Genomic DNA, 24,875 nt, shown 5'->3' with positions numbered 1-24,875 from the left:
GGAAGAGATCCCGGTTCTGCAGCGCACCACTTCGTGCTGCGCTGCGCCCGGGATGACGGCAAAGGGGTTCCTCGGAAGGCTGGGCATCCCTCCCCTGTCGCTGGCGGGACAGCGGGCGGCGTTCGGCTGGCGGCGGGGCGGGCCGCCCTGCCCTACCTCTCGCATCGAGACGAAGCGAGCCCCCCGAATCATGAGCCACATGCCCGCGGCCGACACGGCCGTCCTGACCCTCGACGGCGACAGCCTCGGCATCGCGGCCCTGGCCCGCCTCGCCGCCGGCGCCACTCGGCTGGCCCTGTCCGACGCCGCCTGGGACCGCATCGGCGAGGCGCGCGCCGTGGTCGACCGCATCGTCGAGGCCGGGGTGCCGGCCTATGGCATCACCACCGGCTTCGGCTCGCAGAAGGATTTCGCCGTCGACCCGCGCCGCGACGCCGCCTTCAACCTCGCGGTGCTGACCGGCCACGCCACCCGCGCCCCCGGCCGCCGCGCGCCCGCCGCCGTGATCCGCGCGGCGCTGGCGGTGCAGCTGAACGGCTGGGCCCGCGGCTGGTCCGGCGTCCGCCCTGCCCTGTGCGCGGCGCAGCTGGCCCGCGCCAATGCCGGCGTGGCGCCCGATGTCCGCACCGGCAGCTCGGTCGGCGCCTCCGACATCGTGGCGCTGTCGCAGCTCGCTTTGCCGCTGGTCGGCCGCGCCTCCGACGGTCTGGCGCTGGACGGGCTCGCCTCCGTGCCGCCGCTCGACGGGCTGGCGGCGAAGGAGGCGATGTCGCTGCTCAACAGCAACGCCCTCACCCTCGCCGCCGGCGCCCTGGCCCTGGCCGAGGTGAAGCGGCTGCTCGACGCGCTCGACCTCGCCGCAGCGATGTCTCTGGAGGGCTTCCGCGGCCATCCCGGCGCCTGGTCGGAGACGGTGGAGCGCGCCCATCCCCAGGCCGGCCATGCCGCCTCCGGCCAGGCCCTGCGCCGCCTGCTGGCCGACAGCGCGCTGTGGCAGCCCGGCGCCCCGCGCCTGCTGCAGGACCCGCTGAGCCTGCGCTGCGCGCCGCAGATCCACGGCGCCGCCCGCACCGCCTTGGCCTGGGCCTGGGAGGCGTGGGAGGGCGCGTTGAACGCCGTCGCCGACAACCCGCTGGTCGACCGCGCCACCGGCGCCGCCGTGTCTCACGGCAGCATGGAGACGACGCTGCTGGCGGTGGCGCTCGACGCGCTGCGCCTCGCCATCGCCAAGGCGATCGAGGCCTCGGGCGAGCGGGTGCACAAGCTGCAATGGCCGTCCTTCAGCGGCCTGCCCGCCGGGCTGGCGGCCGAGTCCGGCGCGGCCGGCGGGGTGCAGTTCCTCAATCTCGGCCACATCGCCGCGGCCAAGGTCGCGGCCGCCCGCATCGCCGCCCAGCCGGTGGCGCTGCAGTATCGCGGCCAGGTCTGCGATGGGGTCGAGGATGTCGGCGGCATGGCGCCCTTCGCGGTCGAGGAGACCGAGCGCCAGCTCGACGCCGCCTGGACCGCGGTGACGGTGGAGGCCGCGGTGGCGGTGTGGGCGATCGCCCGCCGCGACCTGCCCGTCGACGGGCTCGGCCTCGGCCTGCGCGATCCCTGGCGCGCGATCCGCCCCCTCCTGCCGATCGGCCGCGAGGGCGAGGTCCCGTTCGACCTCGCCCCGATCGAGACCTGGCTGCGGGCGTGGGAGCCGGCAGCCCTCCGCTAGAGCACGAAGTCGCCGGCCACCACGCCGATGACGCCGGTCAGGTTGATGTGGAAGTCCGAGACCCCGTCGCCGTTGACGTCGCCGGCGATGGTGGTGACCCCGGGTTGGGCGAAGGCGTAGCGCAGCTGCCCGGCGACGCCGGTGTACAGGCCGTTGCCGATGAAGCTGAACGCCTGGTTGCCGGCGACGAGGGTGTTGGCGTCGATCTGCCCCAGGTCGATCTTGTCGCCCTGGGCATGGCTGAAGTCGGTGATCCGGTCGGCCCCGGCCCCGACCAGGCTGTGGATCGTGCCGGCATAGATGAAGGTGTCGGCCCCGGCGCCGCCGCTCAGCGTGTCTGCGCCACGGCCGCCGAGGAGGAGGTCGTTGCCGTTCCAGCCCTGCAGCACATTGGCGCCGGTGGTGCCGATGATGCTGTCCCAGCTCTGGCTGCCCGAGACGTTCTCGATCCCGCTCAGGAGGTCGCCCTGCGCCTCGCCGCCGCTGCCCCTGCCGGTCTCGAGATTGATCGTGACCCCGATGCCGCTGGTGTAGTAGCTGGCGGTGTCGGTCCCGTTGCCGCCGTTGAGCGTATCCGCCCCGGCGCCGCCGCGGAGCACGTCGTTGCCGTCGCCGCCAAGGAGAACGTCGTTGCCGCCGAGACCGGAGAGGGTGTCGTTTCCGCCGAGACCCGCCAGCGTGTCGGTCTGCTGCGAGCCGGTCATGGTGTCGGCGCCACCGAACATGGTCGCGGCCAGCGCCTGATAATCGCCCGACTGCACCGCGTTGTAGACGGTCGACGCCGCGAGCGAGAAGCCGGACAGGGTGACGGCCGGGCTGCCGGCCTGCAGCAGCACCAGCTGGGTCGCCGTCCCGGTGACGCCGCCGAGGCCGACGCCCATTCCGGTGCCGGTCACCTCGACCGACAGCCCGGCGTCGAAGTTCACCTTGACGAAGGTCGGGGTGAAGGTCGCGACCACCGGACTGTCGAAATCGAGCGCCTGCATCGCCGCGATCGAAAACCCTGCGCCGCTGATGCCGTTCGGCGCGTTGACCACCAAATTCGCCATGAAGTGCCCCTGTTCCCGAGAGTGTCGTTGACAGCGCCCCGCCGGATACCGATCCGACCCGCAATCGGTCGAATCGCTTTGTCTCAAAATCGGTTGAGCGGCTGTTCCGACTGTATCCCTAGGACCACGCAGGCCACATCCCTCAAATGGGAGGGCCGACCGGCCGATCGGCCGCGAAGGCGAGGTCCCGTTCGACCTCGCCCCCGCCGAGACCCGGCTGCGGGCGCCGTCCGCCCTCCGTCAGAGCACGAAGTCGGTGCCCAGCATGCCGATGAGGCCGGACAGGCTGATGTGGAAGTCCGAGACCCCGTCGCCGTTGACGTCGCCGGCGATGGTGGTGACCCCGGGCTGGGTGAAGGCGAAGCGCAGCTGCCCGGCGACGCCGGTGTACAGGCCGTTGCCGATGAAGCTGAACGCCTGGTTGCCGGCGACGAGGGTGTTGGCGTCGATCGCCGACAGGTCGATCTTGTCGCCCTGGGGCCGGACGAAATCGGCGATCCGGTCGGCATTGGCGCCGACCACGCTGTCCGCCGTGCTGGCATAGATGAAGCGGTCGGCCCCGAGACCGCCGGTGAGCGTGTCCTTGCCGCCGGCCCCGGTGAGCAGGTCGTTGCCGTTCCAGCCCTGCAGCACATTGGCGCCGGCATTGCCCGTCAGCGTGTCGGTGCCCTGGCCGCCGGTGATGTTCTCGATCGAGATCAGCACGTCGCCCTGGGCGACGCCGCCGGTGCCGGTGCCGGTCGTCAGGTTGACCGTGATGACGGTGCTGGTCTCGTAATAGCTCGCGGTGTCGGTGCCGGCGCCGCCGTCGAGCAGATCCGCCCCGGCGCCGCCGCGGAGGACGTCGTTGCCGTCGCCACCCAGCAGGCTATCATTGCCGCCGAGGCCGGAGAGGATATCGTCGCCGCCGAGCCCCAGCAGCGTGTCGGCCTGCTGCGATCCGGTCATGGTGTCGGCACCGCTGAACATGGTTGCGGCCAGCGTCTGATAGTCGCCCGCCTGCACCGCGTCGTAGACGGTCGAGGCCGCGATCGAGAAGCCGGACAGGGTGACGGCCGGGCTGCCGGCCTGCAGCAGCACCAGCTTGGTCGCGGTTCCGGTCACGCCGCTGAGGTCGAAGCCGAACCCGGAGCCGGTCACCTCGACCGACAGCCCGTCGTTGAAGTTCACCTTGACGAAGGTCGGGGCGAACTCCGCGATCTGCGGATTGTCGAAAGCGAGCGCCTGCATCGCTGCGATCGAAAACCCTGCGTTGTTGATGCCGTTCGTTGCGTTGACGACCAAATTTGCCATGGAAAGCCCCTTTACTTCGAAGAGTGTCGACCACAGCGTCTGCTCTGGTGACCGGAAGGTCGCCGCAGCTTGGCCGTAGCGCCGCCGATAGCGGCATGGGCCGTGACTAGAAAGATTGCCTTTGTCTTAAATCTTTTGGGCAACTGTGCTGAAGGTAGCATCAAGGCGGCGCATAACATATGCCTCAATTGGGGAAGCCCGGTCTGGCTCAGCGCTTCTCACCGGCTTGACAGCTTTGCGAGCCGCAGGCCACTGTCCCGCCATGACCTCCGGCCGCACCCTCTTCGCGAAAGCCAAAAAAGCCCCGCTCGCGGGGACCGGAGATCACTGCCCGCGGTAACCCGCCGCGCGCTTCAGGATCCACCAGACCCCGCCGGTTCGGACGGGGTCTTGTCGTCTCTGCGCCATCCCCGTCTCCGGCCTCACAGGAGACGACCCATGCCTCTTCCCGCCCCGCCCCTTCTCACTCCAGCTGGCCTCTGGCTGCCGCTGATCACCCCGTTCCGCGACGGCGCGCTCGACGAGGCCTCGCTGCGCCGGCTGGTCCGCCACTACGCCGCCGGCGCGGTCGACGGCCTGATCCTCGCCGCCACCACCGGCGAGGGGATGACCTTGGACACCGAGGAGACCGAGCGCGTGGTCGCAGTCGCGGCCGAGGCGTGCCCGCTGCCGCTGTATCTCGGCCTTTCCGGCAGCGACACGCGCAAGCTGGTGAAGGATCTCGCCCGCACCGCCGCCTGGCCGGTCGACGGATATCTGATCGCCTGCCCCTACTACGTCCGCCCGTCGCAGGAGGGGCTCGAGCGCCACTTCTCCGCCCTGGCCGGCGCGACCGACCGGCCGATCCTGATCTACAACATCCCCTACCGGACCGGCGTCAACCTGGGCAACGAGGCCATGCTGCGCCTGGCCGGGCGGCCGAACATCGTCGGGGTCAAGGATTGCTGCGCCGATACCCGCCAGTCCTTCGAGCTGCTGCGCGACCGGCCGGCCGGGTTCTCGGTGCTCACCGGCGAGGACGCGCTGTTCTACACCGCCCTGATCCAGGGTGCCGACGGTGGCATCCTGGCCTCGGCCCATGTCGAGACCGCTTCCTTCGCCGCGATCCGCACCCGGCTGCTGGCCGGCGACCAGCCGGGCGCCCTCGCCGCCTGGCGGGACCTGTCCGAGCTGCCGCGGCTGCTGTTCGCCGAGCCGAGCCCGGCGCCGATCAAGCACTGGCTGTGGCGCATCGGCCTGATCGGCAGCCCGGAGCTGCGCCTGCCGATGACCGGGATCAGCGACGCCCTCGCCGCCCGGCTCGACCGCGAGATCGAACGCCGTCAGCCGGCCGAGGRCCTGCTCGTGAACCGCCCGCCGATGCGGTAGCGCGAGCCGGGAAACAGCAGCCGGGCGACGCTGACCAGCCGGCCCGCCGCCCAGGTGCGGCGATGCACCAGCAGGCAGGGCTCGTGCCGGCCGATCCTGAGGTGCTCGCGCTCCCACGGCTCGGCCAGCACCGCCTCGACCACATGCTCGCCATCCGGCATCGGCGCCGCCTGCATCAGGTAGTCATGCGGCGTGATCCGGGTGAAGTCCTGCGCCAGGTAATGCGGCGCCGAGTCGAGCCGCACCAGCCGGTCCTCCAGCAGGATCGGCACGCGATCCTCGTGATGGATCAGCACCGAATGGGCGATGGCGGCACCCTCCGGAACCTCCAGCCGCACCGCCGTCTCCGCCGTCGCCGTCTCCGATCGCAGCAGCACCACGGTGGCGCTGTGGGCGTGGCCGCGGGCGCGCACATCGTCGGCGATGCTGCGGATCTCCATCAGCGGCGCCTCGGGCTTGGCCCCGGCGACGAAGGTGCCGACCCCCTGCACCCGCACCAGCACCCCGGCCTCGGTCAGCTCGCGCAGCGCCCGGTGGATCGTCATCCGGCTGATGCCGAGCGACTTCACCAGCTCGTTCTCCGACGGCACGCGCCCGTGCTCCGGCCACTCCCCGGCCTCGATCGAGCGCAGGATCATCGCCTTCACGCGGCGGTACAGCGGCTGCGGCTCGTCCAGCAGCGTCAGGGGCTCCATCACGATTTCGCCGGCATCCTCTCTGGCCCTTGTCGGCCCGTCACAGGTTGTATATACAACCCTATACCAATTCTACGCCAGCGCCATTTAGAGGGAGGCCTTGCCGTGACGACCGCCACCAACCGCCACGTCATCCGGGCGCCGCACGGGCCGGAGCTGAGCTGCCGCACCTGGCAGACCGAGGCCGCGATGCGGATGCTGATGAACAACCTCGACCCCGACGTGGCCGAGAACCCGGACGAGCTGGTGGTCTATGGCGGCATCGGCAAGGCGGCCCGCGACTGGCAGTCCTTCGACACCATCGTCCGCACCCTGAAGGATCTGGCGCCGGACGAGACGCTGCTGGTCCAGTCCGGCAAGCCGGTCGGCGTGTTCCGCACCCACACCGACGCGCCGCGGGTGCTGATCGCCAATTCCAACCTGGTGCCGCACTGGGCGACCTGGGAGCATTTCCGCGAGCTCGAGGCCAAGGGCCTGATGATGTACGGCCAGATGACGGCCGGCTCCTGGATCTATATCGGCAGCCAGGGCATCGTCCAGGGCACCTACGAGACCTTCGCCGAGGTCGGCCGCCAGCACTATGGTGGCGAGCTGAAAGGCCGCTGGGTGCTGACCGGCGGGCTGGGGGGCATGGGCGGCGCGCAGCCGCTGGCCGCGACCATGGCCGGTGCCTCGATGATCGCGGTCGAGTGCCAGGCCAGCCGGATCGAGCGCCGCCTCGCCACCCGCTATGTCGACCGCAAGGCCGACACGCTGGACGAGGCGATGGCGATCGTGAACGAGGCGAAGGCCCGAGGTCACGCCGTCTCGGTCGGCCTGCTCGGCAACGCCGCCGAGATCTTCCCGGAGATCGTGCGCCGCGCGAAAAGCGAGCCGGCCTGGCGCCCGGACGCGGTGACCGACCAGACCTCTGCGCATGACCCGCTGAACGGCTACCTGCCGGCGGGCTGGACATGGGCCGAGGCCGAATCCCGCCGCCTGACCGACCCCGAGGGCGTGGTCCGCGCGGCGAAGGAGAGCATGGCCGCGCATGTCCGGGCGATGCTGGAGTTCCACGCCATGGGCATCCCGACCCTCGACTACGGCAACAACATCCGCCAGATGGCGCAGGATGTCGGCGTCGACAACGCCTTCGATTTTCCGGGCTTCGTCCCGGCCTATATCCGGCCGCTGTTCTGCCGCGGCATCGGCCCGTTCCGCTGGGCCGCCCTGTCCGGCGACCCGGAGGATATCTACAAGACCGATCAGAAGGTGAAGGAGCTGATCCCGGACGACGCTCACCTGCACAACTGGCTGGACATGGCGCGCGAGCGCATCGCCTTCCAGGGCCTGCCGGCGCGGATCTGCTGGGTCGGCCTCGGCCAGCGCCACCGGCTCGGCCTCGCCTTCAACGAGATGGTGGCCAAGGGCGAGCTGAAGGCGCCGATCGTGATCGGCCGCGACCACCTCGACTCCGGCTCGGTCGCCAGCCCGAACCGCGAGACCGAGGCGATGCAGGACGGCTCCGACGCCGTGTCCGATTGGCCGCTCCTGAACGCTTTGCTGAACACCGCGTCGGGCGCCACCTGGGTCAGCCTGCACCATGGCGGCGGCGTCGGCATGGGCTACAGCCAGCATGCCGGCATGGTGATCGTCGCCGACGGCACGGAAGAGGCGGCGCGGCGGCTGGAGCGGGTGTTGACCAACGATCCGGGAACCGGCGTCATGCGCCATGCCGATGCGGGCTACGAGATCGCCCGCGACTGTGCCCGCGAACAGGGCATGAAGCTGCCGATGCTGGAGGACATTCGTGGCTGAGGTCACCTTCACCGCCGGCCGCCTGGCGCTGCCGCAGCTCCGCGCCATCGCCCGCACCGACGCCCCCGTGCGCCTCGACCCCGCCTGCCGGCCGGAGATCGAGGCCGGCGCCGCCACCGTCGCCGCGATCGTCGACGAGAACCGCACCGCCTACGGCGTCAACACCGGCTTCGGCAAGCTGGCCCAGACCCGGATCCCGACCGACCGGCTGGAGCAGCTGCAGACCAACCTGGTGCTGTCGCACGCCACCGGCACCGGCCCGCTGCTCGACGACGCCATCGTCCGGCTGATCCTTGCACTCAAGCTCAACGGCCTGGCCCGCGGCCGGTCCGGCGTGCGCTGGGTGGTGATCGAGGCGCTGCAGGCGCTGCTCGACGCCCGCGCCTATCCCTGCATCCCGGCCAAGGGCTCGGTCGGCGCGTCGGGCGACCTCGCCCCCCTCGCCCACATGTCGGCGGCGCTGCTCGGCGAAGGCGAGATCCGGCTCAAGGGCAAGCGCTGGCCGGCCGCCGACGCGCTGCGCCAGATCGGCCTTAAGCCGCTGACCCTGGCGCCGAAGGAGGGCCTGGCCCTGCTGAACGGCACCCAGGTCTCCACCGCCCTGGCGCTGTTCGGCCTGTTCGCGGCGGAGGAGGTGTTCGCCGCCGGCTTGGTCGCCGGGGCCATGTCGGTCGACGCCGCCCGCGCCTCCGACGCGCCGTTCGACGCGCGGATCCATGAGTGGCGCGGCCAGCCGGGCCAAATCGAGGTGGCGGCGGTGCTGCGCGGCCTGCTTGAGCACAGCGCCATCCGCGCCTCGCATGTCGAGAACGACGACCGGGTGCAGGACCCCTACTCCCTGCGCTGCCAGCCGCAGGTGATGGGCGCCTGCCTCGACCAGATCCGCCACGCCGCGAAGGTGCTGGAGATCGAGGCCAACGCCGTCTCCGACAACCCGCTGGTGTTCCCGGAAACCGGCGACGTCATCTCCGGCGGCAACTTCCATGCCGAGCCGGTGGCCTTCGCCGCCGACAACCTGGCTCTGGCGATCGCCGAGATCGGCGCGATGTCGGAGCGGCGCATCGCGCTGCTGACCGACTCCAATCTGTCCGGCCTGCCGCCCTTCCTGGTGTCCGATCCGGGGGTGAATTCCGGCTTCATGATCGCCCATGTCACCGCGGCCGCTTTGGCCAGCGAGAACAAGAGCCTGGCGCATCCAAGTTCGGTCGACAGCCTGCCGACCTCGGCCAACCAGGAAGACCATGTGTCGATGGCGACCCATGCCGCCCGGCGCCTGGGCGAGATGGCCGAGAACACCGCGGTGATCGTCGGCGTCGAGCTGCTGGCCGCGGCCCAGGGCATCGACTTCCACCGACCGCTGCGCAGCGCCGAGCCGATCGAGGCGGCGATAACCGTCCTCCGGGCCAAGGTGCGGAAATGGGATGAGGACCGCTTCTTCGCCCCCGACATCGAGGCGGCGAAGGGGCTGGTCCAGGCCGGCACCTTCCTGGCCTATGCCGCGGGCCTGCTGCCGAGCGCCGCGAAGGAGGCCGCGTGATGGACGCCTTCCGCCTGCACCGGGGCACCGCGCCTTTGCTGCTGAGCATCCCGCATGTCGGCACCGGCGTGCCGGAGGCGATCCGGGCCAGGCTCACGCCGGAAGGGCAGCTGCTGCGCGACACCGACTGGCATCTCGACCGGCTCTACGACTTCGCCGAAGGGCTGGGCGTCAGCATCATCCAGGCGGCGCAGTCGCGCTACGTCATCGACCTGAACCGCCCTGCGGACGACCAGAGCCTTTATCCCGGCCAGGCCACCACCGGCCTGTGCTCGACCATCGACTTCGACGGCCGACCGCTGTACCGGCCGGGCGAGGAACCGGATGCGGCCGAGATCGCCGGTCGGGTGGAGACGGTGTGGAAGCCCTATCACGCCGCGCTGGCGGCGGAGCTGGAGCGCATCAAGGCGCAGCATGGCTATGCCCTGCTCTATGACGCGCATTCGATCCGGTCGGTCGTGCCGCGGCTGTTCGACGGGCTGCTGCCCGACCTCAACCTCGGCAGCAACGGCGGCACCACGGCGGCGCCGGCCCTGAAGGACCGGATCGCGGAGATCTGCCGTACGGCCGAGGGCTTCACCCATGTCGTCGACGGCCGGTTCAAGGGCGGCATCATCACCCGCCATTACGGCCGGCCGGACCAGAACGTGCACGCGCTGCAGATGGAGCTGGCGCAGCGCCACTACATGGATGAGGACCCGCCCTTCACCTATCAGGCGGACCGGGCCAAGCCGCTGCAGGCGGTGCTGCGCCGGGTGCTGGAAGCGATGCTGGACTGGACGCCGGCGACAGTTCCGAATTCGGAATACTTTTAAGTTTGCGGCCTGTTGGCCTATGCTGCAGGGAGCAGAACCCGAACGATAGACGCCCACGTCGAGCGTGGTCGCGTGCTGCGATTTAATGTCAACATTTTCCCGATTTATTGGGACAGCGTCCTACTCATATGAAATAAGGCAGGGTTGTCATGAATAAGATATTTTCCCAGGAAGGTAACGGCTGGAGCGAATTCCCAATTACATCCTACGGCCGGCTGGATCAGACAGAGCCTCTCAATCCTTCCGGTGCRCCTGAGGCGGTGTTCGCATTTGATGTCGTCGACGTCAATTGGCCACAATTTGCTCCCAGCGCCACTTTCGACCTTAGCAACGTCAAACGCATTGAGCGACGCCAACGTCGGTTCTGGCAAAGCATGTCCCGGCCCCGTATCGGCAGGCGGCGTCCCGATCCGTTTGCCACTGCACCGATCTATCGGATCGAAGTCACCTCTCGTCCCGGCGATAGGTTCTTCGATCACCTGATCAGCTTGGCGGAAGAAGACTGGGTCAAAATCACACTTGCTCCTGCGGGCACTTTTGAGGTTGACATCTTCGGAGGTTTGTTCGCCGCACCTGTTCCAGCCCACCTCATTGACATTACTGTCGAAAGAGCCATGAGTACGGCGTTGAGTGCCGTCTTTGATATGAAGACATGGCCAGATGCGTCTGTAAATTCCATCCACTCTGTTCTCAGCAACCTACAGCAGCTGGAATTTCTCTTGGCGCTCGACGTCGGCCAAGGGTCAGCGAACGCGCTGGCTGATGCGTCGGAAGATACCCAGCTTTTTTTTGATCTCGGCTGTGGGGTTTATAGAAACGCAGGAACTCGCCCGATACCACTTCGATTCTGTTGGAGAGCCAATCCGCCGATAGTATTGTCTCATTGGGACAGCGATCATTGGGCGGGCGAGACCTCAGACCCCGCGGCATCACGCCGAACATGGATTGTCCCACGCCAAACCATTACTCCGAAACATACCACGTTTGCATCTCGAATTTTGAGCGGAGGTGGGGCAATTCTCGTTTGGGGATCGACACCGTCGACGATATCGGTACCCATAGGGATTAGACAGAACCTCGACCTTGCCCGTTGCACAGGACCGAGTAGAAACAGAAACGGATCCGGAATCTCTTGTGTCGTATGTGACACAGCTTCCTCGAGGGGCTGGCTGCTAACCGGAGACGCGGGATATCACGAACTGGGTCAACCCAGCCTCCCAACCGACCTCCGCGTGATCATCGCACCGCACCATGGGGCCGATATGGGAGGGCTCAGCGTGCCGCCGCATCGCCCGACCGGATATACCCGCTTGATATATTCATTCGGCCCCGGAAACAAACACGGTCAGACCAATATCCAGCACCCCACCCCGCACGGGGTACAGGCTCATGTGAATCACGGGTGGAATCACAACTCATGGTCGGTAGCGGCCCCCGCGAACTGTGTCGCTGGCGGCGATGTGCTGGCGACCGCTTCGCACCCGGGAACCCATCTCGATGGCGCAGTCGCTGCCTGGACGGCCCCGCCGTCCGTGCCATTTCGGACCGTTCCTTGTGCAGCATCGGCAGCGCCAGGACAGGGCTGCACCGGGCATATTCGGCAAGCATAATCGGCCGGCAGGAGAGTTCGTTCCGGTGCTAGACACGGGGCCATTCACGCGATGACATCACGCGATGTCGACCTATCTTCACGGCGCCGCCTCGGTACGTCGCCCCCGATCGAGCTGTGGCTCGACCGCTGGGAGCTGGAGCCCGACGGCGAGACGATCGAGCGTAACGGCGCCCATGTCGCCTTTGTCCGCCGTGGCGACAGCCGGGCGGTGCTGAAGGTGCTGAAGCCGAACAGCGACGAGATGCTGGGCCCCGTGATGCTGGCGCATTACCGGGGCCGCAGCGCCGTCCGCCTGCTGGGGCACGAGCAGAACGCCATGCTGCTGGAGCGGGCGCTGCCGGGCACGGAGCTGACCGAGACCGTGCTGGCCGGCCGCGACGACGAGGCCGTCCGCATCCTTTGCGGCGTGATGGCGGATCTGCACCGGGACGACCCGCCGCCCGGCCCCTGGCCGACGGTGGAGGATTGGGGCCGTGCCTTCGCCCGCTACCGCGCCGGCGCGCCGCATGCCGCGATTCCCCCCGCGCTGCTCGATCGCGCCGAGACGGAATACATGGATCTCTGCGCCAGCCAGGGACGACGCTTCCTCCTGCATGGCGACCTGCATCACGAGAACGTGCTGGATGGCGGCGACCGCGGCTGGCTGGTGATCGACCCCAAGGGCGTGATCGGCGAGCTGGCCTATGAAACCGGCGCCGGCCTGCGCAATCCCGGCGGCGCCGAGGACCTGTACAACGATCCCAGAGACATCGTCCGCCGGGTGCGGATCCTGGCCGAAACGCTGGGCCTGCCCGAGGCGCGCATCCTGCGCTGGGCCTTCGCCCAGGCCGTCCTCTCCGCCCTGTGGCATGTCGAGGACGGGGACGATGACCAGGACGTCGCCGCGGCCATCACCACCGCCGCGGCGATGCGCAGCCTGCTGCCGGGATAGCTCCGGTCAGGCCGGCCGCAGCAGCACCTTGCCGCAGGCGTGCCCGGCGGCGAGGTGGTCGAGCGCCGCCCCCAGCGCCGTGAGCGGCAGCTCCCGGTCGACCACCACGGTCAGCGATCCCGCGTCGCACAGCGCTGCGGCCAGGGCGAGCCGCGTCGCGTCGGTCCGATGGAACACGAAGGCCGCGGCGACGCCATGCGCCTTTGCCAGGCCCTCGTCCGGCGGCGACACGATGCTGGCCAGCACCCCGCCCGGCCGCAACACGGCGAAGGAGCGCTGCTGGATCTCGCCGCCGATGGTGTCGAGGACGACGTCGACATCACGGACCGCCGCGGCGAAGTCCTCACTCCGATAGTCGATCACCTGGTCCGCCCCCAGCCGTCGCACCAGCTCCGTCTTGCCCGCCGAGGCGGTGGCGATGACCCTGGCACCCGCCACCCGCGCCAGCTGCACGGCGGCGCTGCCGACCCCGCCCGCGCCGGCGTGCACCAAAACCGTCTGGCCGGCGGTCAGGCGGGCGGTTTCGAACAGCGCCTGCCAGGCCGTACCGGCGGTTGTCGGAAGGCCCGCGGCCGKGCCCGCGGGCACGGCGACCGGCGCGGCCGCGATCTGCGTCGCGGACACGACGGCGAATTCGGCGAAGGCGCCGCCGCGCACCGGATCCGGCCGGGCGATCACGGCGTCTCCCGGCCGCCACCGCGCCGCGAGCGGGCCGGCCCGTTCGACCGTGCCCGCAAGGTCGCTGCCCAGCGTGTAGGGGAAGGCCAGCGGGAAATGGGCGTCCAGCCCGCCGCCAATCAGCTTCAGGTCCAACGGGTTGAGGCTGGCCGCCGTCACCCGGATCAGCACCTCGTCGGGCCCGACCTCCGGCACCGGCACGTCCTCGATCACGACGCCGGAGAGGCCGCCATAGGCATGGATGCGGGCCGCCTTCATCGCCCGGCCTCCGCCTCGGACGCCACCGGCGGCCACGCGCCGACCTGCTGCAGCATCCCGAACCAGTCCTCGAGATGCCAGGTATGGCTGATCCGGCCGTCCCGGAAGTGATGGAATTCGTGCAGCGCCACCGTCACCCGCCGGCCGGTCGGCGCGATGCCGAACCATTCGCCACGATGGGTCCCCGTGATCTGCGCCCGCACCCCGGCCCGACCGTCCTGGCCGAAAACGTCCTCGATCGACACGTCGAGATCCGGAAAGGCCTGCAGGAAGGCCCGGACCATCGGCTTCAGCCCGTCGGGCCCCGGCTCCTGGCCCGGTGCCGGCGGGATGTCCTGCCAGTCGGCCGTGACCGCGGCGTCCAGCAGGTCGGGATCGTGGTCGGAAAAGGCGCGGTACAAGGTCTCGATCGCGCGCCGCTCCGCCGCGGTCAGTCCCGTCGCCGGACCGGTCTGATGCTGGCTCATCTTGTCTCCACTCTCGTATTCGGTTGGCCGGGAATGGCCCGGCCGACAGAAGCTGGGGCGCGGAGACGCATATTTGAAATCAATGATCAATATGTGTGAACATCCACACCATGGATCTTCACGGCATCGACCTGAACCTGCTGGTCGCCTTCGACGCGCTGATGGCCGAGCGCAGCGTGACCCGCGCCGGCGCCCGGATCGGCCGGACCCAGCCGGCGATGAGCGCCGCCCTTGCGCGGCTGCGCGCCCTGCTGCGGGACGAGCTGTTCGTGCGGGGTCCGGATGGTCTGCAGCCGACACCGCGGGCGCTCGACCTGGCCACCCCCCTGTCCGCCGCCCTGGTGCAGATCCAGCAGACGCTGGCCTTCACCCAGGGTTTCGATCCGGCCTCCTCGGCGGCGACCGTCACTCTCGGTCTGTCGGAGCACCCCGCCTTCCTTCTGCTGCCGCGCCTGCTGCCAGCGCTCCAGGAGGCAGCACCCGGCATTCTGCTGCGGGTGCGCGGTTTCACCGCGCGGGACGACGCCGTCGGCATGCTCGATTCCGGGGCGGCGGATATGACGATCGGCGTGCCGGTGCCCTCCACCGGCCGCATCCTGTCCCGCCCCTTGTTCGAGGAACGCTTCGTCTGCGTGCTGCGCCGCGACCACCCTGCGGCGGGACGGCCTCTCGATCTCGACGGTTTCCTGGCGCTGTCGCACCTGTTGGTCTCGCCCGAGAACGAACAGTTCGGCACGGTCGACGCCGCTCTGGCGAAACACGGCCTCACGCGCCGGCTGGGCCTGACCCTGCCGCAGATGTATGCGGCGCCGGCGGTGGTGGCGCGGTCGGATCTGATCGCGACGCTGATGCAGGGCGTGGTCGAAGCCTCGGGGCTGGCCGACGCGCTGCAGCTGATGCCGCCGCCGCTCGATCTTCCCGCGATCCCCTTCGCTCTGTCCTGGCATCGCCGGAACGAGGCGCATCCGGCGCAGCGCTGGTTCCGGGACTTCGTGGCGGCGCAGGCCTGACGCCGGCGCCGCCGGGCATCGCCTCAGTCCGGCAAAATCGCCACCGCCCTCGTCCAGCCGGCCGAAGCCGCTCGGATCTTCACCGGAAAGCAGCTGACGGTGAAGCCGGTGGCCGGCAGCGCCTCCAGATTGTGCAGCTTCTCCAGGTGGCAATAGCCGATGTCGCGGCCGGCCTTGTGGCCCTCCCAGATCAGCGAGGCATCGCCGGTCTCCTTGAACCGCCGCGCCGTGTGGCTGAACGGCGCATCCCAGCTCCAGCCGTCGGTGCCGGTCACGCGCACGCCCTGCTGCAGCAGGTGCAGCGTGGAGTCGCGGCCCATGCCGCAGCCGCGGTCGACATAGTCGGCCTGACCGTAGCGCGCGCCGGCGCTGGTGTTGACCAGCACGATCTCCAGCGGCTTCAGCGTGTGGCCGATCCGCTCCAGCTCGGCGTCGATCTCGGCCGGAGTGACGATGTGGCCGTCGGGCAGATGCCGGAAGTCCAGCTTCACGCCGGGCTGGAAGCACCATTCCAGCGGCACCTCATCGATGGTGATGGCGCGCTTCCCGCCATCCATCGTCGGGTGGTAGTGCCAGGGTGCGTCGAGATGGGTGCCGTTGTGGGTCGAGATCGCCACCCGCTCCTCCGCCCAGCCCTTGCCCTCGGGCAGCTGGTCCGGCTGCAGGCCCGGGAACACGAAGGCGACCTCGCGCGCCGTCTCGTCATGGCCGCGATAGGTGATCGCGACCTTCTGGAACGGCGGGTCGGCCGGAACGTCGTTCTCGAGCGGGATCGAGATGTCGATGAGCTTGGGCATGAAATCCGTCTCGGTTCGGGGTGGCGCCGGGACTGTGCCGCGCCGCCGATCCCGCCGCCACCGTCCAGAAGGCCGCAGCCCGTTGCGAACCGGCCTGACCGGCGATCACTTCCCCCGGCAATCCTCCGCATCGCTGCCGGCGACGCAGAGGCCGGAGCCCTTGCCGGGCTCGTCGCACTCGCCGTCGCCGATGAAGGGACAGGCCTCGGCGCCGCCCTTGCCCGCTGCGGGGGCATCGGAACCCGCGGCCGAGCAGTCGGTGGCATCCGTCCCGGCGGTGCATAGGCCGGTGCCGTGGCCCGGATCGTCGCATTCGCCGTCATGGGCGAACTGGCAGCTGTCGTCGCCGCCGGAGGACGGCGCAGCCGGCGCTGCGGGAGCCGGAACGGCCTTGCAGTCGGTGGTATCCGTCCCGGCGGCGCAGGCGCCGGAGCCGACGCCCGGCTCGTCGCATTCGCCGTCGCGGGCGAAGGGGCAGCTGTCCGGCCCTGTCGGGGCCGGGGGCGCGGCAGGCGTCGCCGGAGCCGGGGCCGGCGAGTTGCCCTTGGCCTTGCAGTCGGTGGTGTCGGTCCCGGCGGCGCAGGCGCCCGAGCCGACGATCGGCTCGTCGCATTCATTGTCCCGGGCGAAGGGACAGCTGTCGTCACCCGGCGCCTGCGGCGGCGCCGTCTGGACCGGCGTTTGCGATGGCGCGACCACGGCGCAGTCGGCCGTGTCGCTGCCGGCAGCGCAGAGGCCGGAGCCCTTGCCCGGCTCGTCGCAGCGCCGGTCGAAGGCGAAGCGGCAGGTATTCGCCGGGTCGGCCGCGGCGTCCGGCCGGCAGTCGGCGCTGTCGGTGCCGGCGGCGCAGGTGCCGTTGGCCTCGTCGCATTCGCCGTCATGGGCGAAGATGCAGGAATTGTTGGTGCCGCCCGCCGGCACGTCCTGCGCCGCGGCCGCGAGCGGAAACGCCAGCGCCGCCGCCAGCACCCAGGCCCATCCCGACGCCATGCGATGCCCCTCCCCGTCCATGCGCATACCTTCTAGATACATGCAGGAGCATGGCATGACAAAGGCGGCCCGATCCGGCTCGTTGCCTGGCCCCGTTGCCTGGACGGAACGATCGGCGTATCAGTCACGCCCTTCGCAGGAGATCGGTTGATGAGCACACCCGTCCACGTCATCGGCGCCGGCCTCGCCGGCAGCGAAGCCGCCTGGCAGCTGGTTTCGGCCGGGGTGCCGGTGGTGCTGCACGAGATGCGCCCGGTGCGCGGCACCGAGGCGCACCACACCGACGGCTTCGCCGAACTGGTCTGCTCCAACTCCTTCCGCTCCGACGACGCGATGCACAACGCGGTCGGCCTGCTGCATGAGGAGATGCGGCGCTGCGGGTCGCTGATCCTGCGCCATGCCGACGTCCACAAGGTGCCGGCCGGCGGCGCGCTGGCGGTCGACCGCGACGGCTTCTCCGCCGGCGTCACCGCCGAGCTGGCGAACCACCCGCTGGTCACCGTAGAGCGCGGCGAGGTCGCCGGCCTGCCGCCGGAGGCCTGGGACAGCGTCATCGTCGCCACCGGTCCCCTCACCTCCCCGGCCCTGGCCGAGGCGGTGCGCGGCCTGACCGGCGAGGCCGAGCTGGCCTTTTTTGACGCGATCGCCCCGATCATCCATCGCGAGTCGATCGATTTCGGCACGGCCTGGTTCCAGTCGCGCTACGACAAGCCCGGCCCGGGCGGCACCGGCAAGGACTACATCAACTGCCCGATGTCGAAGGAGGAGTACGAGGCCTTCATCGCCGAGCTGCTGGCCGCGCCGAAGACCGAGTTCAAGGACTGGGAGAAGGACACGCCGTATTTCGACGGCTGCCTGCCGATCGAGGTGATGGCGGAGCGCGGGCCGGAGACGCTGCGCTTCGGCCCGATGAAGCCGGTCGGCCTGACCAACCCGCACAGCGACCGCCGGCCCTGGGCCGTGGTCCAGCTGCGCCAGGACAATGCGCTGGGCACGCTGTTCAACATGGTCGGCTTCCAGACCAAGATGAAATATGCCGAGCAGGTGCGGGTGTTCCGCATGATCCCCGGCCTGCAGAACGCCGAGTTCGCGCGGCTGGGCGGGTTGCACCGCAACACCTTCATCAACAGCCCGCGGGTGCTGGACCCGGCGCTGCGGCTGAAGGCGATGCCGCGGCTGCGCTTCGCCGGCCAGGTCACCGGCGTGGAAGGTTACGTCGAGAGCGCCGCGATCGGCCTGCTGGCCGGCCGCATGGCGGCGGCGGAGCGGCTGGGCCAAGCCATCGTGCCGCCGCCCGTGACCACCGCGCTGGGCGCCCTGCTGAGCCACATCACCGGCGGCGGCGAGGCCGAGACCTTCCAGCCGATGAACGTCAATTTCGGCCTGTTCCCGCCGCCCGAAGTACCGGAGCGGCAGCCGGGCCAGAAGAAGGTCAAGGGTCGCGACCGCAAGAGCCTGTACAGCGAGCGCGCCCTGGCCGACCTCGACCTCTGGCTCGGCCGCCGCGCGGCGGCCTGAGCCGTCCTCAAGCCTGTATCGTCTCCGGCTCTCCCTGGACGATCAGCTCCAGCACCTCTTTCTCGCTGGTCGACTTGATCAGCCGCAAGCCGACATTGCGGCCGCGCTTCACCACCATGATGCGGTCGCCGGCCCGACGCGCTATCGCTGACGCTGGCACGCCGCCCTGGGCGAGTCGGCATGAGTCCACCTCAATCCGTCAGGGGCAGGAAGCGGGCGAAGGATTCCTCCACTGTGCGCCGCAGGATGTCGCGGTAGCCGGCGTGGCAGGCATGGTCGGCGACGATGCGGCCGAACACCGGCGCGCCCGCCGCCGCCATCGGCACCAGCACGATCGGCGACGCCACCGGCGTCAGTTGCGATCCGGGCCCAGCCTGCAGCGTGGTCAGGATGCCGTGCATCTCGCCGGTGATGGTCGGCCGGCCCAGCACCGCCATGCGATACTGCCCGTGGGTGTTGGTCACCAGGTAGATATGTCCGGATTGGTGCGGCACTGAGACGGAGCCGTGCTGGGTGAAGGCGGCATCGACCCGGTCGGCCTCATGGAAGGCGAGATGCGACCCGGCGTCGTCCCAGCGGATCTCAGTGCGGTAGGCATAGATCGCGCGGCGGTCGCCGAAGGACGGCCGCAGCGTCAGATACACCCCCTCGATCCAGGACACGGCCGGCCGGGAATAGGAGCCGAGCCCTTCCGGCGCCACCCCGATCGGCGCGGCGGGCCGCACCGGCGCGGCGGGAATGGCGGCCGGCTTTGCCTCCGGATGGCGCAGCTTGACGGTAAGCGCCTCCTCCAGCCGGATCAGCGTCGCAAGGGTGAAGGGCCGGCGGCCGGACAGCGCCTTCTCCAGCGTCGACAGGCTGATCTTCGCCTGGTCGGCCAGGAACTGGCGGGAGATCCGGCGGCGCGCCAGCTCCTCCCGCACCAGGCCGGCGACGGCGTGGCTCTGCTCCTCCGACAGCTCGTGGTCCGCCGGGTGCGTCGACAAGCCGACCAAGGCGCCCTCCTCCGCACAGATCCGCACCGATCCGCACAGGACGGTGCGCAGCAAGACCTATCCCGGCCACCGCCTGCGGAACAAGCCGGATCATCACCGTGGCCGGACAACGCCCCCAGGACCGACAAAAAACCAGGCCGATGGGGATCGGCCGAGGTCCACGGAGGGTTCGATGAGGTCCATGACGAGGGAGACGCCGGCGGGGCTGTGGCCGGCGCTCCAGTCCCGGTTCGGGCATGCGGCACCTTTGCTGCTGCTCTCTCTGCTGCTGGCGGTGCTGACCCTGGCGGTCGGCGGACGCGCCGCCCGGGCCGAGACCGGGCCGGCGCTGGTGACGCCGGGCGAGATGCAGTCCGGCGCGCTGCTGTTCCGCGCCAATGAGAAGGGTCGTTACGTCGAGGCGCCGCGCCTCGGCACCGATGTCGACCTGACGGTCAGCGGGCCGACGGCGCGGGCCCGCGTCACCCAGGTGTTTCAGAACCCGACCGACCAGTGGGTCGAGGCCGTCTATGTCTATCCGCTGCCGGAGGACGGCGCGGTCGACACGCTGAAGATGGTGGTCGGCGACCGCGTCATCACCGGCGACATCGCCGCCCGCGAGGAGGCCCGCCGCACCTATCAGGCGGCGAAGCAGGCCGGCCAGACCGCCGGGCTGGTCGAGGAGGAGCGGCCGAACCTGTTCACCACCTCGGTCGCCAATGTCGGCCCGGGCGAGACCGTGCTGATCCGGATCGAGTACCAGGAGACGGTGCATCAGTCGGGCGACAGGTTCTCGCTGCGGGTGCCGCTGGTGGTGGCGCCGCGCTATACCCCCGCGCCGGTGGCCCAGTCGGTCGACTTCCAGCCCGGCCAGGGTTGGGGCCGGACCACCACCGATCCCGTGCCCGATCGCGACCGCATCACCCCGCCGGTGCTGGACCCGCGCGAGAACGCGCCGGTCAACCCGGTGACCCTGTCGGTGACGCTGCAGGCCGGCTTCCCGCTGGGCGAAGTGGTCAGCGCCAACCATGCGGTCGACATCGAGACCCAGGCCCCCGACAGCCGCGTCATCACCATGAAGGGCCCGGTCCCGGCCAATCGCGACTTCGAGCTGAGCTGGACCGCGGCGGCCGGCGTGGCGCCCTCGGTCGGGCTGTTCCGCGAGCGGGTCGCCGGCGAGGACTACGTCCTGGCCTTCGTCACCCCGCCCGCGCTGGCGCAGGCCGAGGACAAGCGTCCGCGCGACGTCGTCTTCGTGATCGACAATTCCGGGTCGATGGGCGGCGCCTCGATGGACCAGGCCAAGTCCAGCCTGCTCTACGCCCTCGGCCGCCTGTCCTCCGCCGACCGCTTCAACGTCGTGCGGTTCGACGACACGCTGGACGTGCTGTTCCCGGATGTGGTGCCGGCCGATGCCGAGCATGTCGGCCGGGCGAAGTCCTTCGTCTCCGGTCTGGAGGCGTCGGGCGGCACCGAGATGGTGCCGGCGATGCAGGCTGCCCTCACCGAGCACAATGAGGCTGACGGCGCATCGCGGCTGCGCCAGGTGGTGTTCCTGACCGACGGCGCCATCGGCAACGAGCAGCAGCTGTTCGACACCATCGCCGGAATGCGCGGCCGGTCGCGGGTGTTCATGGTCGGCATCGGCTCCGCCCCCAACACCTTCCTGATGAGCCGTGCCGCCGAGCTGGGCCGCGGCACCTTCACCCAGATCGGCGCGCCCGACCAGGTGGAGGAGCGCATGCGCAGCCTGTTCGAGAAGCTGGAGAGCCCGGTCGTCACCAACCTGTCGGCGAGCTTCTCCGCCGGCGGTGCCGATGCGACGCCGGAAACGCTGCCCGACCTGTATCGCGGCGAGCCGGTGGTGCTGGCGGCGAAGCTGGCCGCGCTGTCCGGCATGATCGAGGTCAAGGGCATGATCGGCGACCGGCCCTGGATCGTCACCCTGCCGGTGGCGCAGGCGGCCAAGGGCGAAGGCCTGTCCAAGCTGTGGGCGCGGCGCAGGATCGCCGATGCCGAGGTGGCGCAGACCCTGGGCCAGATCGGCCCGGAGCAGGCCGACCAGCGGATCCTGTCACTGGCGCTGCAGCACCATCTGGTGACGCGGCTGACCAGCCTGGTTGCCGTCGACCGGACGCCGCGCCGGCCGGACGGGGCAACGCTGAGTCGCAACGACATCCCGCTCAATCTCCCCGCCGGCTGGGATTTCGACACCGTGTTCGGCAAGCTCAAGGCTAAGCCGCGGCCGGAGTTCCGCGAGGCCGCTCTGCTGCTGCCCGCCGCCGCCCGCGCCGATACCCCGGCCGCCGCGAACAAGCCGGTGCCGGTCGAGGAAGTGGTGCTGCCGCAGACCGCGACCGACGCCGAGCTGCGGATCATCGCCGGCCTGCTGCTGCTGTTCGCCGGGCTGACCGTCCTCGCCTTCGGCCGACGGTCGAAGGGAGGCCGGGCATGAGCGAGACTCTGCCGCTGTCCCATCCCCTGGCCGGGCAGCACCCGATCCGCGAGCAGCGCCTGCCGCGACCGCGCCGACCAAAGTCCCGGCTCGTGGCCCTCCTCCTCGTCCTGGCCGGGCTGATGGTGGCCGGCCAGGGCGTCTGGATCCATGCCAAAGCACAGCTGGCCCAGGTGCTGCTGGACCGCGCCTTCGCCGAGACGCTGGCGACCGGCCGTGCGGTGAAGCCCTGGCCCTGGGCCGACACCTGGCCGGTGGCGCGGATCGAGCTGCCCCGGCTGGGCGAGAGCGCCATCGCCCTGGCCGGCGCCAGCGGCCAGGCCCTGGCCTTCGGCCCCGGCCATGTCCAGGATACGCCGGAGGCCGGCGACCCCGGCACCGCCGTCTACGCCGCCCATCGCGACACCCATTTCCGGATCCTGCGCGACGTCAAGCCGGGCGACGAGATCGACGTCACCCGCCGCGACGGGCGCCGCGTCACCTTCCGGGTGACCGGCACCCGGGTGGCGACCTGGGACGTCTCCGGCATCGACCCGCGGGCGCCTGGCCGCAACCTGGTGCTGGCCACCTGCTGGCCCTTCGACGCCACCGTCCGCGGCCCCTACCGCTACCTGGTGGAGGCGGAGGAGATCCGGCCGGCCGAGGCGAATCCCGTCGGCCCCCTGGTCGCCGATGCGGCTAGCGGCCCGCAACGGTAAGGGCGTTGCCGAGGGCGGCGAAGGCGGCGGTGTTATCGAAGATGCACCAGGCCGGCACGCCCGCCGCCCGGTGCGCCTGCAGCCGCCGCCGCATCCCGGCCAGCACGGCCTCGTCGTAATCCGAATAGTAGATCCGCGGCGACCCGTGCAGCCGGTAATAGACCAGCCCTTGCCATCCGCCCGGCTCCCCGTCCCCGGGCGCCCGGACGGGATCGGCGGCGACGCGGGCGACGCGCAGCCGCTGCAGCAGCCCCTCCGCCTCCGGCCCGAACCAGCTGGCATGCCGCGGCTCACAGACCGCGGGCGTATCGATCCGGCGGTGCAACTCGGCGAAGAATCCTTCCGTGATCTCCGCCTGGAAGGCCAGGCTCGGCGGCAGCTGCACCAGCAGCACCCCGAGCTTCGGCCCCAGCCCCTCCACCTCCGAGACAAAGCGGTCGAGCAGGTCGCCGCAATCCTTCAGGCGGCGCTCCTGCGTCATGGTCCGCGGCACCTTCACCGCGAAACGGAACTCGGCCGGCACGCTCGTGGCCCAGCGTTCATAAGTCTCGCGTCGATGCGGACGGTAGAAGGAGGTGTTGATCTCCACCGCGTTCAGCCGCCGGGCATAGCGCTCGAGATGCGATCCTTCGGCCGGGAAGCGGTCGGCGTAGCGCGACGGCACGCTCCAGCCGGCGGTGCCGATATGGGTCGGGGTGTCGGTCATCCTGCAGTCAACACCCCGGCGGGGATTTCCGTCGGCATGGTGTTAAGGTGCCGCCAGCGCGAGGAGGCGACGGGTTGGCGACAGAGGCTGAGATCACGAGCGACCGCCGCGCCGCCGCCACCCGGCACCGTACCATTCCCCTGTCCGGCACGCTGGCCGTGGTGATGGCCGGGCTGGTGGCGCTGACCGCGATCGACGTGCTGGCCGTGTTCTGGTTCATGACCGCCGGCACCACGCGCGACCTGCTGGCCCGGGCGGCGCAGCTCGGTCTCGATTCGGTCCAGGCCCGGATCGGCGACCGCTTCACCCCGGTCGAGGACCAACTGGCCTTCCTGTCGCGGCAGATCGCCTCCGGGCAGGTGGACCCGGCGGACGGCGCGGCGCTGGACCGGCTGCTGACCGGCGCCCTGGCCGGCACGCCGCAGGTCCGGGTCCTGTCCCTGACCGCGCCCGACGGCACGATCCGCGGCGTCACCCAGGGCCCGCATGGCGTCTTCGCCTTCACCGATATGATCCGCACCGACCAGGAGCGGCACGAGATCGAGGAGGCTCGCGGCCGCGATGACTCCGTCTGGGGCCCGGTCTACTTCGTGCCGGCGAAATCGATGCGCACCTCGGTCGCCAATCTCAGCCGGCCGGTCCAGGCCGGGAGCCGCTTCGCCGGCGTGCTGCGGGCCACGATCACGGTCGATGCCCTGTCCGACCACCTGCGGACGATCGCCCAGAGCAACCCCGGCACCACGCCCTTCATCCTTTACGGCCGCGACCGGGTGCTGGCCCATCCGGCGATGGCGGCGCAGCGGCCGGCGCTGTCGCCCGAAGACCCCCTGCCCCGGCTGGACGAGATCGGCGACCCGTTCCTGGCCTCGCTGTGGGCCGAGGGAGAGGCCGAGACGGTCGGCGAGGCCGGGCTGGAGGCCCGAATCATCCGCCTCGGCGATGACGGCCGCGTCGTCCTCACCCGAACCATCCCGAACTTCGACCCGGTGCCGCTGATCGTCGGCGTCGAGGTGCCGGTGGCGGTGCTGGACAAGCCGGACGACGACCTGCTGCGCGCCGGGCTGGCCGGCCTGGCGGTGCTGGTGATCGCCATCCTGGTCGCGATCGCCGTCAGCCGCGCCATCGCCCGCCCGGTCGGCGCCATGGCGCGGGAGGTGCGGGCCGTCGGCTCGCTCGACTTCGCGTCCCTGCGTCCCCTGCCCGGCAGCCTGTTCTCGGAGCTGAACGAGCAGGCGCGCGCCTACAACACCATGCTGACCGGGCTGCGCTGGCTCGAGACCTACGTGCCGAAAAGCCTGGTGCGGCGCCTGCTGCGCAGCGGCGGCAGCGGCGAGATCGCATCGGCGGAGCGGGTGGTGACCGTGATGTTCACCGACATCGTCGACTTCACCGCGGTGGCGGAACGGATGCCGGCGGCCGCGGTCGCTGCCATGCTGAACGCGCATTTCGACCTGCTGGGCCGCTGCGTCGAGGTCGAGGGCGGCACCATCGACAAGTTCATCGGCGACTGCGTCATGGC

20 protein-coding genes are annotated in these 24,875 nt (G+C 70.3%); 11 read left to right on the top strand and 9 right to left on the bottom strand.

Annotation, left to right across the window (positions count from 1 at the left end; all coding sequences use genetic code 11):
• Positions 1-190: 190 nt before the first annotated feature.
• A complete protein-coding gene (locus AB4Z01_RS30905; RefSeq protein WP_441700128.1) occupies positions 191-1,708 on the top strand; it encodes an aromatic amino acid lyase in 1,518 nt (505 codons plus the stop codon).
• Here the strand turns inward: AB4Z01_RS30905 and AB4Z01_RS30900 are convergent.
• Both AB4Z01_RS30900 and AB4Z01_RS30895 read right to left on the bottom strand, forming a co-directional pair.
• Complete coding sequence (locus tag AB4Z01_RS30900; RefSeq protein ID WP_441700127.1) at positions 1,705-2,757, bottom strand: calcium-binding protein; 1,053 nt, start codon at positions 2,755-2,757, stop codon at positions 1,705-1,707. The genes AB4Z01_RS30905 and AB4Z01_RS30900 overlap by 4 nt on opposite strands.
• A gap of 240 nt (positions 2,758-2,997) precedes the next feature.
• Complete coding sequence (locus AB4Z01_RS30895; RefSeq protein ID WP_441700126.1) at positions 2,998-4,050, bottom strand: calcium-binding protein; 1,053 nt, start codon at positions 4,048-4,050, stop codon at positions 2,998-3,000.
• Positions 4,051-4,488: 438 nt separating this feature from the next.
• Here AB4Z01_RS30895 and dapA point away from each other — a divergent pair, with 438 nt between their 5' ends.
• Positions 4,489-5,418, top strand: a complete 930-nt coding sequence (gene dapA / locus AB4Z01_RS30890; protein WP_441700125.1) for a 4-hydroxy-tetrahydrodipicolinate synthase — start codon at positions 4,489-4,491, stop codon at positions 5,416-5,418.
• Here the strand turns inward: dapA and hutC are convergent.
• Positions 5,373-6,113: a histidine utilization repressor gene (hutC, locus tag AB4Z01_RS30885; protein ID WP_441700129.1), complete on the bottom strand. Its 741-nt coding sequence runs from the start codon at positions 6,111-6,113 to the stop codon at positions 5,373-5,375. The genes dapA and hutC overlap by 46 nt on opposite strands.
• 105 nt (positions 6,114-6,218) lie before the next feature.
• On the opposite strand from hutC, the gene hutU reads away from it, so the two are divergent.
• The 4 genes from hutU to AB4Z01_RS30865 all read left to right on the top strand — a co-directional run bounded on the left by hutU (position 6,219) and on the right by AB4Z01_RS30865 (position 12,805).
• A complete protein-coding gene (hutU, locus tag AB4Z01_RS30880; protein WP_441700124.1) occupies positions 6,219-7,910 on the top strand; it encodes a urocanate hydratase in 1,692 nt (563 codons plus the stop codon).
• On the top strand, positions 7,903-9,447 hold the full coding sequence (gene hutH, locus AB4Z01_RS30875; RefSeq protein WP_441700122.1) for a histidine ammonia-lyase: 1,545 nt from the start codon (positions 7,903-7,905) through the stop codon (positions 9,445-9,447). Before hutU ends, hutH begins: the two co-directional genes overlap by 8 nt.
• Positions 9,447-10,262 carry an N-formylglutamate deformylase gene (gene hutG / locus AB4Z01_RS30870; RefSeq protein WP_441700120.1) on the top strand — a complete coding sequence of 272 codons (816 nt, stop codon included), beginning with the start codon at positions 9,447-9,449 and terminating at the stop codon, positions 10,260-10,262. Before hutH ends, hutG begins: the two co-directional genes overlap by 1 nt.
• A 1,661-nt stretch (positions 10,263-11,923) precedes the next feature.
• On the top strand, positions 11,924-12,805 hold the full coding sequence (locus tag AB4Z01_RS30865; protein WP_441700118.1) for an aminoglycoside phosphotransferase family protein: 882 nt from the start codon (positions 11,924-11,926) through the stop codon (positions 12,803-12,805).
• 6 nt (positions 12,806-12,811) lie between these two features.
• On the opposite strand, the gene AB4Z01_RS30860 is transcribed toward AB4Z01_RS30865, so the two are convergent.
• Positions 12,812-13,741 carry an NADP-dependent oxidoreductase gene (locus AB4Z01_RS30860; RefSeq protein WP_441700116.1) on the bottom strand — a complete coding sequence of 310 codons (930 nt, stop codon included), beginning with the start codon at positions 13,739-13,741 and terminating at the stop codon, positions 12,812-12,814.
• Complete coding sequence (locus AB4Z01_RS30855; protein WP_441700114.1) at positions 13,738-14,208, bottom strand: ester cyclase; 471 nt, start codon at positions 14,206-14,208, stop codon at positions 13,738-13,740. The genes AB4Z01_RS30860 and AB4Z01_RS30855 overlap by 4 nt, the downstream gene beginning before the upstream one ends.
• A 95-nt stretch (positions 14,209-14,303) precedes the next feature.
• Between AB4Z01_RS30855 and AB4Z01_RS30850 the strand changes: the two genes are divergently transcribed.
• Positions 14,304-15,218, top strand: a complete 915-nt coding sequence (locus AB4Z01_RS30850; protein ID WP_441700112.1) for a LysR family transcriptional regulator — start codon at positions 14,304-14,306, stop codon at positions 15,216-15,218.
• Between the two features lie 23 nt (positions 15,219-15,241).
• On the opposite strand, the gene AB4Z01_RS30845 is transcribed toward AB4Z01_RS30850, so the two are convergent.
• Positions 15,242-16,015 (bottom strand): cyclase family protein, encoded by a 774-nt coding sequence (locus AB4Z01_RS30845; RefSeq protein WP_441700110.1) that lies wholly within the window; start codon positions 16,013-16,015, stop codon positions 15,242-15,244.
• Positions 16,016-16,120: 105 nt separating this feature from the next.
• Positions 16,121-17,005 (bottom strand): hypothetical protein, encoded by an 885-nt coding sequence (locus tag AB4Z01_RS30840; protein WP_441700109.1) that lies wholly within the window; start codon positions 17,003-17,005, stop codon positions 16,121-16,123.
• A 150-nt stretch (positions 17,006-17,155) separates the two neighbouring features.
• On the opposite strand from AB4Z01_RS30840, the gene trmFO reads away from it, so the two are divergent.
• The gene (trmFO, locus tag AB4Z01_RS30835) at positions 17,156-18,523 is read left to right on the top strand and encodes a methylenetetrahydrofolate--tRNA-(uracil(54)-C(5))-methyltransferase (FADH(2)-oxidizing) TrmFO (protein WP_441700107.1); all 1,368 of its coding nucleotides are present in this window, start codon (positions 17,156-17,158) and stop codon (positions 18,521-18,523) included.
• Between the two features lie 191 nt (positions 18,524-18,714).
• On the opposite strand, the gene AB4Z01_RS30830 is transcribed toward trmFO, so the two are convergent.
• The gene (locus AB4Z01_RS30830; protein ID WP_441700105.1) at positions 18,715-19,572 is read right to left on the bottom strand and encodes a helix-turn-helix domain-containing protein; all 858 of its coding nucleotides are present in this window, start codon (positions 19,570-19,572) and stop codon (positions 18,715-18,717) included.
• A gap of 118 nt (positions 19,573-19,690) precedes the next feature.
• Between AB4Z01_RS30830 and AB4Z01_RS30825 the strand changes: the two genes are divergently transcribed.
• Together AB4Z01_RS30825 and AB4Z01_RS30820 are read left to right on the top strand one after the other, a co-directional pair.
• Positions 19,691-21,952, top strand: coding sequence for a marine proteobacterial sortase target protein (locus tag AB4Z01_RS30825; protein WP_441700103.1), 2,262 nt, complete (start codon positions 19,691-19,693; stop codon positions 21,950-21,952).
• Positions 21,949-22,650, top strand: coding sequence for a class GN sortase (locus AB4Z01_RS30820; protein WP_441700101.1), 702 nt, complete (start codon positions 21,949-21,951; stop codon positions 22,648-22,650). The genes AB4Z01_RS30825 and AB4Z01_RS30820 overlap by 4 nt, the downstream gene beginning before the upstream one ends.
• On the opposite strand, the gene AB4Z01_RS30815 is transcribed toward AB4Z01_RS30820, so the two are convergent.
• On the bottom strand, positions 22,631-23,356 hold the full coding sequence (locus AB4Z01_RS30815) for a DUF72 domain-containing protein (protein ID WP_441700100.1): 726 nt from the start codon (positions 23,354-23,356) through the stop codon (positions 22,631-22,633). The two genes, AB4Z01_RS30820 and AB4Z01_RS30815, sit on opposite strands and share 20 nt — an antisense overlap.
• Before the next feature lie 74 nt (positions 23,357-23,430).
• On the opposite strand from AB4Z01_RS30815, the gene AB4Z01_RS30810 reads away from it, so the two are divergent.
• On the top strand, positions 23,431-24,875 hold a 1,445-nt coding region (locus AB4Z01_RS30810; protein ID WP_441700098.1), incomplete at its 3' end, for an adenylate/guanylate cyclase domain-containing protein.

Origin of the sequence: Inquilinus sp. YAF38 (assembly GCF_052113205.1) — a bacterium.
Classification (GTDB): Bacteria; Pseudomonadota; Alphaproteobacteria; order DSM-16000; family Inquilinaceae; genus Inquilinus.
The sequence above is the reverse complement of the archived record's forward strand: the minus strand, read 5'-3'. Positions and strand labels throughout refer to the sequence as shown.